Raw genomic sequence first — 13,064 nt, forward strand, 5'->3', positions numbered from 1 at the left:
TTCGTAGCTGTCAAGCCAGACTGTGTCATGGAAATTGCGCTGTTGAGTCTGCTGTTTATCCCATATTTGGTGATTAAGTACTTCTTTACCGACCACGATACGCCGTCGGATAAAGACCGTAAGCGCTTTGGTAAAGGGCTCGAACTACTCAAAAACCGGGATACGCAGGAGGCTTTCTCTTTTTTCGACGAAGCCGTTCGCCAACACCCTAAATCAGCCATTGCTTACGCCTGCCGGGGCCGCTGCCAGCTTTGGCAGGAAAACTATTACTCGGCTATCTATGACCTGACACAGGCCATCAGCCGCGACAATACCCTTGGCGAGTGCTACCTGGACCGGGGTATTGCCTACTACCGTACCCATCAGTTTCCTGAAGCCTTCCGCGAGTTCGACAAGGCAGTATGGCACCTGCGCGACGAGCAGCCCGATGCGTACCGTTGGCGAGCATTGGCCCGAATTCAGCTCCGACAACTGCAACAGGCTGAAAACGACCTGCGCCGGGCCGTGATGCTGGGCGACGAAAACTCGTTTCAGATTCTGCGACAGCCGCCCTTCACAAAAGGCGTTTTTCAAACCCGCCCCTGACGTTTACCAGTTTACCCAATTCATGAGGGGTTGGTATAACCGTGTCCAGGCCAGATTGGCCGCAATGCCCAGAAATACAATTCCGGTAATCCGGTTGAAGTTGAGCACCACGCGGGGCGTGAAAAGCCGCTTGAGCTTGTGCGCCGACAGAGCCAGTGCCGACTCGGTTAGAAAAATACCGACCAAGCTCATCGCCATAAAGGCAATCTGCCGGTCGAGGGTGTAGTGCAGGGAATTGCGTAGATAAGCCGCCAGCGTAACCCAGGTAATGAAGTTGATGGGGTTGAGTCCGTTGAGCAGAAAACCCGTCCAGAAATAATACAGAAAATTACCGAATCGGGTTTTGGGATAGGCCAGCCGGGGGGTGCCCTTCAGCAAATTAGCTAACCCGATTGCCACCAGAAAAATAACGCCGATTAACGTCAGGAGCACATCGAAACCTTCTATTTTGGGCAGGTACGAAGTCCCGAATAAGGCCGAAGCCACAAACAGCATATCACAAACCACTACACCAAACGCAATTTTGATACCCGCCCGGTATCCATTGTCTACGCTGTTTTGCAGCAGTGAGAAAAACACGGTGCCAAACGTAAGGCAGAGCAGAAAGCCCGTCAGCAGGCCGTAGAATAAAGCTTCAATCATACACCGAGAGTTCTACTAACCATCAAAATAGCGGTCATGCTGATCGCGTCGGTAATTTCACTGGCCATCACCATCCGAACGGCTTCGGCGAGGGGCACTTTGCGCACCTGTAGGTCTTCGGTGTCTTCGGGTTCCTGCTCACCCTGCACAAGGTCCTGGGCCAGAAAGATAAAGCCCTCTTCGTCGGTGGCGGAATTGGAGGTATGAATCCGGGCGATAGATGTCCACCGGCGGGCTTCGAGGCCGGTTTCTTCTTTCAATTCCCGCTTGGCGGAGTCGAGCGGATCAGTCCCGACGGGGCAACCGCCTTCGGGAATTTCCCATGAGTACTCATTTAACGTATATCGATACTGACCAACCAGATAGATATTCCCTTCGGCATCAATGGGCACCACTCCAACCGCTTTATTCTTGAAGCTCACCACCCCGTAAATGCCCGGTGTACCGGCTGGCGTTGAGACATCTTCATGCCTGAGGGTAAGCCAGTTATTGTCGTAAACAACGGTTGAGGAGTGTGTTTTCCAGGGGTTTTCAGATGCATTCATACCGGCTAAAATACGGCTTTTTCGTCTTGAAATAGCTACCTTTATTCTACGATTACCGACTTCATTGACGCAATGCAACCCAACCAATTGACCAAATACCGATGGATGAGCGTGTCGCTCGTGCTGAGTGTGGTCCTGTTTGCCCTGAAAGTAGTTGCCTACTACCTGACCAACTCAACGGCTATCCTGACCGACGCCCTCGAATCCATCGTCAATGTAGTCGGAAGCGCCTTTGCCTTCTACAGCATTTACCTATCGGGGCAACCCCGCGATCAGAATCACCCGTACGGGCATGGCAAAATCGAGTTTTTGTCCTCAGGCTTCGAGGGCGCACTGATTCTGTCGGCCGGCATTTTTATCCTGATCGAAGCGGCTTTCAGTTTTTTTGAGCCCCGCGACTTGCAGAATCTGGATTGGGGTATCGTGATTGTAGCCGCTACCACCGCCGTGAATGCCTTTGTGGGCTGGCGACTCGTAATTACAGGCCGCAACACCGATTCGATGGCGCTCACGGCCGACGGTCGGCACCTGCTTACAGATAGCATCAGCAGTACCGTTGTGGTAGTTGGCATTGGGCTCGTGTGGCTTACAGGCCTGGGCTGGATCGACGGGGTGTTGTCGCTCGGTCTGGCCATGATCATCATTTACAACGGCTTCCACATTACCCGGCAGTCGGTAGCCCGGCTCATGGACGAAACCGATGGGCCGACGCTCAACCGGGTGGTCAAGGTGCTGAACATCCGAAAAAGTCCCAACTGGATTGATGTGCACAACCTACGGGTGCAGAAATACGGGGCCGATCTGCACATCGACTGCCACCTTACCCTACCTTACTATTGGGATCTGGTGCAGGTGCATAACGAGGTACACACGTTTGAAGATGCCTTGAAAGAAGCATCCAACAGCGAAGTCGAAATTTTTGTCCATACCGACCCGTGCCTGAAGGAGTGCTGTCACTATTGCCGGGTGGCCGACTGCCCCGTACGAGCCTTTCCGTTTGTACGCGACGTCGAATGGACGGCCGCCAACCTGCCCCTCAACCAAAAACATTTTGTCCCCGTCGATCCACAAACCATTTGATTTACAATTGCTTGCTCGGATGTACGAAAAAAGCAGGGGTCAATTTTAAATAAGTTTCGGTCAATAATTTGGAAATCTGAATTTCAATAATCAGTTTTATACAAATTTTTCTCTGGTTATTGCTATAATTCAGGTTGTATTCATAATCGGAAAGGCTGGCCGCTATACGGTCAGCCTTTTTTATTGACCTAACCAAATCCTATTTTTAGCGGACTTTCATACAATTCCTATGTTGACTAACCGACGTTCTTTTTTGAAACAGGCGACCGCCTTTGCCGCAGGCGCTGCCTTCTTACCCGATGCATTTGCCGGATCGACTGCCAAAAAGCCTTTCTTTGATATTTCACTGGCCGAATGGTCGTTGCATAAAGCTCTGTTTGCCAAGAAAATCACGAATCTTGACTTTCCTGCCTTAGCCAAAAACGAGTTTGGAATCAGCATTGTCGAGTACGTCAATCAGTTTTTCAAGGACAAAGCGCAGGATAAAGCCTACCTCGACGAACTCCTGATGCGCTGCAAAGACAATGGTGTGAAAAACCACCTCATCATGATCGATGGGGAGGGCGGCCTGGGTGAGCTCGACGATGCCAAACGGAATCAGGCCGTAGAAAACCACAAAAAATGGGTCGACTGTGCTAAGTATCTCGGCTGCAAAACTATCCGGGTGAACGCATACGGCAACGGCACCGCCGAAGAGGTTGCCAAAGCGGCCATCGACGGATTGGGCCGGTTAGGTGAATTTGCCCAGAAAACCGGTATCAATGTGATTGTGGAGAACCACGGAGGCTTCTCCTCAAACGGGAAGTGGCTCACCGACGTGATGAAGCAGGTAGGCAAAAAGAACGTAGGTACCCTGCCCGACTTTGGTAACTTCTGCATTCGGCGAAATAAAGACAACGGCCGGGTCTGCGATGAGTCGTACGACCGGTATCAAGGCACACAGGAGCTGATGGCCTATGCAAAAGGCGTATCAGCTAAAGCCTATGATTTTGACGAACAAGGCAACTGCATTGAAACCGACTACGCCCGTATGATGAAAATTCTGAAAGAGGCTCGGTTTCGGGGCATCGTGGGCATTGAGTACGAAGGCAGCAAGGTTGATGAATACGAAGGCATCAAGAAAACCAAAGCACTGCTGGAGCGCGTAGGGGTGTAATGGGTACCGCTTCATACGCACGAGGGGCCTGTCCGTTCTGGACAGGCCCCTCGTCATTTTATACAGTAACTGAAATTACAGTCTCAACAACGCTTACCGCACTAACACCGATTGCTCAGCGTAGCCAGCCGATGAAGTCATGCCTTTGCCCCCGATTCCGGTGACAATCTGAATGTGGTCATCAATCCAGTGCTCGTAAATTTCGTCGTCGGTTTGGGCGTACAGGCCCGCCCACGTCCGGGCTATCTGCCCCACGGGAAAGTTGACAATCCGCGCGGCTTCGTTCAGAATGAGCGTATTCACGGCATCTTTCGTATCGAACCCTAAATCGTCGATCTGGTTGGCAGGCGCATACTCGTGCGAGTCGCCGATGATAATAGACCCATCGACAGCCTGCTTGAACAATACGTGAATACCCCATTCCTTTAACTCACGCAGGTGCTCGGGTGTGCTCAGGCCCGCGTACGAGGGGCACTCGGCAAATGACTCGTACCGCCGGATGGTCAGCCCCGTCAGAATATTGCCGGGCATCGCCAATTCAGGCATGGGCACAGTTTGCATCATTTGCAGTTTGCTAACAACCAGTCCACTCTGCGCAAACAGTTGTGGGTATAGCAAGCGGAACTCGTAGCCGTTGGCAATGAGTACCCGTTCGGCCTCAAACGACCGCCCATCGGCCAGTTGAATCTCGGCCCGCCCCTGCCCCGAGGCACACGCCACGACGGCCGCATTAGGCAGGTACGTAACCCCGTAACGAGCGACCACAAAGTCAATGACGCGGTAAATCATACGGTCGGGCTCTACGCTTACCTCATCGGGAAACAGTAGCCCCCCATACACATACTCAGAGCGTAGGTACGGGTACCGGGCGAGGGTTTGCGCGGCCGATAGCAGCTCACACGGGTAGCCATCGGCCCGCCGACGATCGTACAGTTCGTTGGCCAAGGCCCACTCGTCGGCATCGGAAGCGATATAGACCGACCCATTCTGCCGCACCGAAATATCGGCCTGCGCCTGAATCTCCCGATAAATTTCGAGGCTACGCCGACCGTAGGTGTACCACCGACCCGACAGGCCGGAGGGAACAACCTGCCCAAAATTACGAACGGTGGAGCTTACTGGCCGGTTATCTTTCTCCAGCAAGAGTACGCGTTTACCCGCTTTGGCGGCATGGTAGGCATGAAACGTTCCGAGAGCTCCCGCCCCCACAATGATCAGATCGTAAACAGGCATCAGATGGAGCGGATAAATTCGGGTAGTTCGGTGAGCGAATTGAGCAAATAATAGTGCGGATAAGGCTCCAGTTGCTGCCGGGTATGCGTACCATTGGTGAGGCCAAGGTTATACCAGATACCGGCCGCCTGCCCCGACAGAAGATCCGAAGGCGTATCGCCGATGTTGATCACCGCCTGCGTGTCGGTCACGCCAAAGTGCTGCATGGCTTTCTGGATCATAAACGGCCGGGGGCGTCCTTCTTCCACCTCATCGCTCGTAATACTCAGTTGAATAACCGACTCGTCGGTACCCTCAAACCGCTCATTCAGGTCATCGAGCCAACCCAGCTGCCCCAGAATGATGTTGGTCACCGACCGGTAAAAGCCCGTGGTGAGGGCAATCGGAATTTTAAGCAGGTGCAGAAAAGCGAAGGTTTCGAGGCATCCGTCGGTAGGATGCACCGGATTGTTCCGGTAATGATCTTCGAGAACCTCGGTAAACCGTCCATACGAACGCTCCACGTACCGGGTGGTATCGGCCGTAGGGTGCGCCAGTTGCTCACGCCAGAGCAGATCGAACACCTGTCGCTTGCCCATACCCTGCATGGCCAAAATGCGCTCGGCCGATACCGTGAGGCCGGTATCGGCAGCCGCCTGAGCAAAACAGGCTTCTACTTCGTGCTCATCGGCAACAGTCGTACCCGCCATGTCGAAAATCACTAACTGAACAGGTGGCTTTGTAGATGGTAGCTTCATTCGCTTATCGTTACTGGTAAAATGGGAAGGCTGGTTAAGAAACCAGTCTCGTTTCGGGTTGTATTAGGTAAAAAACGCTCAATCAATTACACATCCACTGCCTGCGGCACCGAACGTTGGGCAAACTTACGGGCAAAAGCGATGTATGCAACACCCACCAACAGGGCGTACCCCACCGATAGCCCGTAGGCCGCGTACACGAAAAAGTCGAGAAAGCTGATGGTCGGCTGCCCGAAATTTTTGTACAGCAGCACCGCAACACTGCCCAGATAGCCCCACCAGTCGGCCAGCGTAACCACAAACCCAACGGTGCTGACGTACCGAAAGGCCGCTACCAGCCGCTCAAAATACAGGCCATTGCAGGGCACGTAGGCCGCGTACAGCCCCACCCCCACGAGCGTAAACCAGGTGCCCGCCGAAATGCTCCCCTGCTGAAATAACCATGTACTCAGACCTACCAACACCGACGCCCCAATCATGATGGCGTTGATGAGTTGAAAGGCCCGAAAATGGTTTTTTACCAGCTGTAACAGGGCCATAACGGCCAGTGTCACCACGGCCACGGTTGTTTCGGCCTGCGTGAAGATACCCGGATTCGTAATCCCAACTGATTTTAGAATCTCCGGTCCAAAATTATCACGGAAGTCGCGGAAAGCCGTTAGCAGCACATACGAAGCGATAAAGGCGAGCAAGCCACCCCCAAAGTTGCGCACAAACTGATGGCGCTGTTCAGCGTTCATTGGTTGGCGGTCGGTACGTTCGAGTCGGTCAGCGGAGGTAGGGGGCGGCAGCCGGGTCAGGGCATAGACCGACACCAGCAGGGGCGCCACAAACAATGCCCCGGTGAGGGCAGGCACCCAAAACTCCGACACGCCCCAGTTGGCAATCAGCATGAGGGCTACGGTTTTCACAAACCCCGACGCGAAGATGAACGAGGCCGTCAAGCCCGCTACCATCGCATCGGTTTGCCGCCGACCTTCCAGAAAACCCAGTACAATACCGTACACCATGCCCAACGGCAAGCCGTTGAGCAGTAAAAACGGAATATTCCAGGGCGCAGGCACTACGGCAAAGGCCAGCAACGCTAATTCGGCCAGCCCGATTAATTGTAAAATCCGCAACGCCCGCTGCCCGGCCGGCATTTCTGAAATGACTTTGACACCGATACGTTTAGACAGGGCGTAGCCGAGCACCTGCGCTGTAATCAGCTAAATTTTATAGTTGATACCGGCAAAGGCCATGCCTTCGAACGTAGTTGCCGTGATGCTTTTCCGAAAAGCGTACGCACAGGCATAGGTACAGAAGGCGGCTGTTGCGCCAAACAAAGCAAGCGCAACGGGCTGACGAAGTAGTTTTTTAAGCATCGGACTGGCAATAAACGGCATTTTACCCAACCCCGCAACAGCGTTTTGTGGTCCTTTCTAATTACCAGTTCACCAGTACCGAAACCCAGGCGCTACGCCCTACCCCGTCCACACCTGAGCCGTGGGTGCGGTAGGCTTCGTTGGTCAGGTTTTGTAGTTCGGCACTAAGCGTGAGCCAGCGCCAGCGGTAGCCACCGTTCAGGTTCAGCACCTGCCAGCCGGGTGTGCCGCCTTTGGCAATACGGTTGTCGTCCTGATCGCCTTTGGCAAGCCGGGTTTGGGCACCGGCCCATACCCACTCACCCCGAAGCCACCAGCCCGACGATGCCGTATACGACAGCCCAACGCGCCCATTGAGGGGCGGAATCCGGCGAAAAGGTTCGTTGGCCGTTACGTTTTGGCCGTAGGTGTACGACGCCCCCGCGTAAGCCAGCCACCGGCTACTGATGCCGTATTCGATATCGCCCTCCAGACCCCGGATAAACGATTTGGCACTGTTTTGTTTCAGATATACCGGATACCCCTGCAACGAGTCATTGCCCTGCCGAACCCGACTGATAAAATCGGTGAGTCGGTTGTGGTATCCAAGCACGGTAAAGGCCAGTTGTTTATGACGAAGCTTAATACCGGCCTCGGTATTGAGCGACCGCTCGGGGCGTAGGTTGGTATTAGGCACTTCGTACCGGAAATCGACAATACCGAGCGTACCCAAATCGTCGATATTAGGCGACCGAAACGCCGACTGAACCGATCCGAATACCCGCAGGGCCGGCCAAATGGCATACGAAGCGCCCATATTACCCACCAGGGCCGAGGGCCGAATGGTGGCCCCGCCCGGTTGTACTTCGGGCACCGTAACGGCATTAGCCTGATACCGGGCCCCACCCGTAACCGTGAGCCGGTCGAACGTCAGCGTATGCAGCGAAAACACCGCCAGGCTATTCATTGAGGCCCGGTCGGGGTACAGGCCACGCTTGGCCACAACAGCCCCGGTTTGGGTGTTCAGGTCTTCGCGCCGACTCCGTACCCGATCGGCATACCAGTCGATTCCGGTTTGCATACGCCAGAACGAAGCGGGTTGCGCCAGGGCGAGCAGGGTCAGGCCAGTGGTCTGGGTCTGATCGTTTTCGAGAACGGCCGTCGGGTTGTTGTTCCGCCTGCTTTGCCGCCCCTCAGACTGCTGTTGCCACGATGCCGTCAATTGCACCGACTCTAAAAACTGGTGCGCGAACGAGCGTTCGAGCCGGGCGTAGGCCAGTTGCCGACGTTGCGGGTCAAATTGGGCATAGCGGTAATTTTCGAGCCGCACCCGGTGATACAAGGGTACACTATCCTGACGCAAATCCTGATAAGCCACCGTTGCAATGGTTCGTTCGGAGAGCCGGAAGCGGGCTTTCACATCGCCCGACAGTTGGGAGTACCCCGTCGGGTTAAGGCGGCCCAACCCTTGCCCGGCCACCAAGTCCCCAAATTTACGGTAGGCCAGTCCACCCCCAATCGCTACCGAACGGCTCGAATAGCCCAGCTCCATCCGGCCGCTGTATTCCATACCCTGTGAGGCTACTTTGGCGAATGCGCTACCAGAAACCGCTGGCGCATCGGCAAACTGCGGGGTTTTGGTGAGCACGTTTACCACGCCCCCGATGGCATCGGAACCGTGAGCCACTGAGCCCGTGCTCCGCACCACCTCAATTTGCGCCACACTTTGGGGGTCAATCGTGTTCAAGTATTGGTTTGGGCCCGACCGAAACGTACCGTTGTTGAGCCGGATTCCATCTACAAGCAAGAGCGTTTGCTGCCCAGTAAGCCCCCGCACAAAGGGCGACCCGCCCCCGTGGTTGGTTTTCTGGACAAACACCCCGGTGGTTCCGAACAGAGCCTCAGGCACCGTGCGGGGCGCCCGCTGCCGCAGGGCACGCGAAGAAAGCACCGACGTGACCTCAGGCCGATCAAAATCAGCCGTTTCGGTGCGTTGGGCCGTCGTGACAGTCTGCCCATTGAGTTGCACCACACTCGGTTTCAACCGAACCGCCACCGGCTGTCCGTTGGGGTCAACCGGAACATCAAGGGGTTCGTAGCCTACGGAGGTAATCCGCAATACGGGCGTCGTTTTCGGAACGCGCTCCAGCCCGAAACCACCCGCAGCATCGGTACGCGTACCCCGGCCGGTGCCCCGTAGCTGAACGGTCACATCGGCAATGGGCTCCTCCGTGGTAGCATCGCGTACGACACCCGTAATTGTCTGAGCCTGGGCTACGGCCACCGAAATAACTGTAGCCAGCAGCATGCTTACTCCTTTTTTCATGGTCCTTAGTTGCCGCTTTCGTTCTGTTGCTGGTAATGCTCCAGCCGTTGCTCGGCCGGGTCGTCCATTTCGTTTTCCTGCCGCACCGCCCGCCAATTGAAGGTCTTGTTGTAAGGTTTCATAGCCTGTTGCGGATCAAACACCCGCTTATCGGGTAGCACGGCCGAGTAGGGCGTAAAATCGGGTTTGTCGGTAAAAAAGTCGCTCAGGAGCGAAGCCGTCAGGTCATACTGATTTACGTAGGGCACGTTGAGCAGGTTGTAAATTACCTTCAGAATAGACCCGAAGTTGCCGTGCGTCGACGATACATGCCCCCGTTTCACGTAGGGCCCCGCCATCATCAGAATTGACCGGTGCGCATCAATATGGTCAACGCCACCCTGCGGGTCATCTTCGGTTACAATGACAAGCATATTTTTCCAGTACGGCGTACGCGACAAAAAATGTAGCATTCGGCCGAGGGCGAGGTCGTTATCGGCCATGTACGAGTGCAGATACGGGTAACCGGCCTCAGGGCGCGGGCGAGCCCCGTGGTCGTTAGGGAGCTGTACAGTCAGCAACTGCGGCATTTTGCCCTTGCCATTGAGCCACATTTTAGAAAATTCCTCCTCAAACTGATCCATCCGAAACTGATCGGGAATACTCGTATTGTACCCGGCAAAGTTGCGGCTGGTGTGCCGGAAAGCGGCATCGGGCATCGGAAACGCCACCGGCTGCGCGGTACCAAACTGTGTATTGTGCGACTCTTCAAAGGCGCCCGCATACTCGTTGGCCTGCCCGAAGTTGAAAAACGACACCTTACTGCGCTCCAGAGCCTCCCAAAGCCCGCCAATCTCGTTGTAATCTTCGGGATCGATGGCCCCGATGGTTTTCGGAAACCGCCGACCGGGGGCTTTCGAGAACGGATCAAAGCGCGCACTTGCCGCTGATTGAGCCTCTACCCACTCGTTCGGAATAGTGCCCATCATCCAGTGGTGCCCGTGAATACTGGCATCCGAATCACAATAGAAATTGTCAGAAAACGAGAACTGTCGGGCAATTCGGGCATGGTTTGGCGTAATATCGGCTTTGTCAATTTGCACAGAGTCGCCCACCTGCGTATCGGTACGGCCACCGGGTGCCCGATCTATGGACAACCGGGCCTTGATGGTTACGCCATTGCCAAACCGCGCCAGGGTTGAATCGCCTTTGCCCGTAGGAAGTTGCCCCAGAATTTCGTCGTAGGTGCGGTTTTCCTTCGTGATGTACACAATGTGCTTAATGGGGCTTTGCCGCACACCCGGCAGCGGGGGCAGCGGATTGCGGCCATTGTCGACAACTGCCACCCGCTGATAGGTATTAGCAAGCGATTGTTTGGTGTAGGCAGCCAGTTGAGCAGCCGTAGGCACCGGCACTATCTGAAAAGTACCCAATTGAACATCGCCGATGTAGGTTCCCTGCGGAGGTTTCACAAAACCCTGTCCACCGTTCGGACCGGCCCCATACCCGCGTGCCGAGGTCACATACAGCGTGTTCCCGTCGGGCGAAAGGAGTACGCGCGTTGGCCCCCACCCGGTCGGGATAAGCCCTTTTACGCGCCGGGTTGGCACGTCGACTACGGCCACCGCGTTAAAGGCCAGCAGAGCCACGTATAACGTTTTTTCGTCGCGGCTGAGCGTCAGGCCAAATGGCATCATACCCCGGTGTTTGTCGAGCAGCGGATCGACCCGGAGCTGAATGGTGCCTACCTGCCGGTGCGCCGAATTGCCACCGGGTTTGTAGTCGATAATGGAGATATTGTCGTTGGTCGCATTAGACACGTAAGCGTACCGGCTTCCGACCGCCACCGAATTGGGGCTGCTACCGCCCACCACCTCGGCTTCTTCGATCATCTCGCCGATTTGTACACCGGTTTTGTGTTTGGCTACCACCTTGTTGGTTCCGAGATCGACGGTCCAGACACTCATGGCCTGCTCATCGAGCGGGTCGCCCAGACCCGGAATTTTCCGCCCGTTGATAGTCACCCCCTCCCGCGACTCCTTCGAATGAGCGCCGTAGGCCGGAAACTGCAACATCATCGTATCCTTGTTGGTAGGCGTTACACCCGGCACCAACGGGTATTCGTACAAACCTACATTGGCCACGAACGCCAGTTTACCATCGGGCGAAATGGCCAACCCAAAGGGCTGACGACCCACCCTTACCGATGCCTTCACCTGCTTCGTTTTTAGGTCGATGCGCACCATGCGCAAGTTGGCCCGGTCGAGGGCAAGCAACTCGTTCATAGCAGGTAGCAGCACTAGGTCAGTGGTAAAACTATCGGTAAATCCGTTGCCGTTGAGGTCGATACTATCACGAACCTGCCGGGTTGCCATGTCGAACACAATAACCCGGCCCCGGTCGCCATTGCTTAGGTAGGCCGTCTGATTATCGGGTGCAATGGCCGTACCAATGAACGAACCCTTTTCAACCGGCGACCGCAGGGTCCGGGCGTAGTCGGGCACCCTGATCGCTTGCCCGCTGGTCAGATTCAGCACGGTCACGGCATTCTCGTGTAGGCTGATGGCCCGGCTACCATCCGGCGAAACGGCCAGTCCGAACGGGTCACTCGTAATCCGAATCACCTGTCCGGCAGGCGTTACGTAACGGCCGCTTGGCAGTACCGCCCGGCCATTCGTGGCCCGACCATTCGTGGTGCGACCGTCCGCAGCCCGACCGGTATCAATTTGGCAGAGCTGGGCGCGGCCGGGCACCTGTAGCGTGGTGTATGTTTTTTGGGCCAATAGAGGCCCTGCGCTCAGCAGGAGCAGCGTAGTCAGGCGAATCGACATAGTGAACAAGGTGGGTATTGGTAAGAAATTAGCGGCTCAGATGGTCGCGGCAGTAAACAAAGTAATAGTCGGGCGAGGGCGTTTCGAAGCCAACTTCCTTGGCCTCTTCATCCCAACGACGCAGGGCCAATATCTCATGGAAATACGGATTGGCCTCGAAGGCCACCATTTCATCCGCCGACATCGGACCACCCTGAAACGCGAGGGTTTGGCGGCTCGCATCGGACAGGCGAGCGTCGTACTCCGGGAATTTAGTCACCAGATACCGCTTGGCATTGACGTGGTTTTCGATCAGAACGGCCGTTTTCTCCGAAAAGCCCAGCGCCCGCAGATGATCTGCCCCGAGCCGTTCATGGTCTACCGTGCCGTAGCCATCCATGTAGGCTTCGGCCGATTCAACGGGTAAAAGGTGGCCTATATCGTGCAGAAATGCGGCAACTACCGTGTCGTTGTCTGAGCCGGCCCGCTCGGCCAGGGCGGCACATTGCAGGGCGTGTTCGAGTTGGGTTACGGGTTCACCAAAGTAAGGGTCTTGCCCCTGCTGATCGAACAGGGCGCGGAGTTGAGGAATCGTTTGGTCAGGCGTCATAGTGGAGGTAAGTGGTAA

12 protein-coding genes are annotated in these 13,064 nt (G+C 55.4%); 3 read left to right on the top strand and 9 right to left on the bottom strand.

All coding sequences use genetic code 11. The features are described 5' to 3' along the window. The first annotated feature begins 27 nt into the window (after positions 1-27). Positions 28-585, top strand: a complete 558-nt coding sequence (locus F5984_RS13500) for a tetratricopeptide repeat protein (protein ID WP_152124790.1) — start codon at positions 28-30, stop codon at positions 583-585. Between the two features lie 3 nt (positions 586-588). Here the strand turns inward: F5984_RS13500 and F5984_RS13505 are convergent, their stop codons facing one another. Further along, the gene (locus F5984_RS13505) at positions 589-1,227 is read right to left on the bottom strand and encodes a LysE family translocator (RefSeq protein ID WP_152124791.1); all 639 of its coding nucleotides are present in this window, start codon (positions 1,225-1,227) and stop codon (positions 589-591) included. Then, entirely contained in the window at positions 1,224-1,772 is a 549-nt protein-coding gene (locus F5984_RS13510) for an NUDIX domain-containing protein (protein ID WP_152124792.1), read from the bottom strand. The genes F5984_RS13505 and F5984_RS13510 overlap by 4 nt, the downstream gene beginning before the upstream one ends. Positions 1,773-1,844: 72 nt before the next feature. Here F5984_RS13510 and F5984_RS13515 point away from each other — a divergent pair, with 72 nt between their 5' ends. After that, the gene (locus F5984_RS13515) at positions 1,845-2,852 is read left to right on the top strand and encodes a cation diffusion facilitator family transporter (protein ID WP_152124793.1); all 1,008 of its coding nucleotides are present in this window, start codon (positions 1,845-1,847) and stop codon (positions 2,850-2,852) included. A gap of 229 nt (positions 2,853-3,081) precedes the next feature. Next, positions 3,082-4,008, top strand: a complete 927-nt coding sequence (locus tag F5984_RS13520) for a sugar phosphate isomerase/epimerase family protein (RefSeq protein WP_152124794.1) — start codon at positions 3,082-3,084, stop codon at positions 4,006-4,008. 93 nt (positions 4,009-4,101) lie between these two features. Here the strand turns inward: F5984_RS13520 and F5984_RS13525 are convergent, their stop codons facing one another. From F5984_RS13525 to F5984_RS13550, 7 genes are all read right to left on the bottom strand, one after another. Beyond that, positions 4,102-5,241, bottom strand: a complete 1,140-nt coding sequence (locus tag F5984_RS13525; protein WP_152124795.1) for a TIGR03364 family FAD-dependent oxidoreductase — start codon at positions 5,239-5,241, stop codon at positions 4,102-4,104. Beyond that, positions 5,241-5,978, bottom strand: coding sequence for an HAD family hydrolase (locus F5984_RS13530; RefSeq protein ID WP_152124796.1), 738 nt, complete (start codon positions 5,976-5,978; stop codon positions 5,241-5,243). The genes F5984_RS13525 and F5984_RS13530 overlap by 1 nt, the downstream gene beginning before the upstream one ends. Positions 5,979-6,064: 86 nt before the next feature. Then, positions 6,065-7,171 carry a DUF5690 family protein gene (locus F5984_RS13535; RefSeq protein ID WP_394367406.1) on the bottom strand — a complete coding sequence of 369 codons (1,107 nt, stop codon included), beginning with the start codon at positions 7,169-7,171 and terminating at the stop codon, positions 6,065-6,067. 15 nt (positions 7,172-7,186) lie between these two features. Then, positions 7,187-7,342: a hypothetical protein gene (locus tag F5984_RS26975; protein WP_317163104.1), complete on the bottom strand. Its 156-nt coding sequence runs from the start codon at positions 7,340-7,342 to the stop codon at positions 7,187-7,189. Positions 7,343-7,403: 61 nt separating this feature from the next. Beyond that, positions 7,404-9,647, bottom strand: a complete 2,244-nt coding sequence (locus F5984_RS13540; RefSeq protein WP_246168977.1) for a TonB-dependent receptor — start codon at positions 9,645-9,647, stop codon at positions 7,404-7,406. Between the two features lie 5 nt (positions 9,648-9,652). Continuing rightward, on the bottom strand, positions 9,653-12,457 hold the full coding sequence (locus F5984_RS13545; RefSeq protein WP_152124797.1) for a bifunctional YncE family protein/alkaline phosphatase family protein: 2,805 nt from the start codon (positions 12,455-12,457) through the stop codon (positions 9,653-9,655). A 28-nt stretch (positions 12,458-12,485) separates the two neighbouring features. Then, positions 12,486-13,046, bottom strand: a complete 561-nt coding sequence (locus F5984_RS13550) for an HD domain-containing protein (protein WP_152124798.1) — start codon at positions 13,044-13,046, stop codon at positions 12,486-12,488. Positions 13,047-13,064 lie beyond the last annotated feature (18 nt).

The sequence above is a fragment of the Rudanella paleaurantiibacter genome (assembly GCF_009184635.1).
GTDB lineage: Bacteria > Bacteroidota > Bacteroidia > Cytophagales > Spirosomataceae > Rudanella > Rudanella paleaurantiibacter.

Coding starts and splice junctions, on each gene's coding strand:
- F5984_RS13510 (WP_152124792.1), bottom strand. CDS start 1,772: ATGAATGCATCTGAAAACCCCTGGAAAACACACTCCTCAACCGTTGTT.
- F5984_RS13540 (WP_246168977.1), bottom strand. CDS start 9,647: ATGAAAAAAGGAGTAAGCATGCTGCTGGCTACAGTTATTTCGGTGGCC.
- F5984_RS13505 (WP_152124791.1), bottom strand. CDS start 1,227: ATGATTGAAGCTTTATTCTACGGCCTGCTGACGGGCTTTCTGCTCTGC.
- F5984_RS26975 (WP_317163104.1), bottom strand. CDS start 7,342: ATGCTTAAAAAACTACTTCGTCAGCCCGTTGCGCTTGCTTTGTTTGGC.
- F5984_RS13500 (WP_152124790.1), top strand. CDS start 28: ATGGAAATTGCGCTGTTGAGTCTGCTGTTTATCCCATATTTGGTGATT.
- F5984_RS13515 (WP_152124793.1), top strand. CDS start 1,845: ATGCAACCCAACCAATTGACCAAATACCGATGGATGAGCGTGTCGCTC.
- F5984_RS13525 (WP_152124795.1), bottom strand. CDS start 5,241: ATGCCTGTTTACGATCTGATCATTGTGGGGGCGGGAGCTCTCGGAACG.
- F5984_RS13545 (WP_152124797.1), bottom strand. CDS start 12,457: ATGTCGATTCGCCTGACTACGCTGCTCCTGCTGAGCGCAGGGCCTCTA.
- F5984_RS13520 (WP_152124794.1), top strand. CDS start 3,082: ATGTTGACTAACCGACGTTCTTTTTTGAAACAGGCGACCGCCTTTGCC.
- F5984_RS13530 (WP_152124796.1), bottom strand. CDS start 5,978: ATGAAGCTACCATCTACAAAGCCACCTGTTCAGTTAGTGATTTTCGAC.
- F5984_RS13550 (WP_152124798.1), bottom strand. CDS start 13,046: ATGACGCCTGACCAAACGATTCCTCAACTCCGCGCCCTGTTCGATCAG.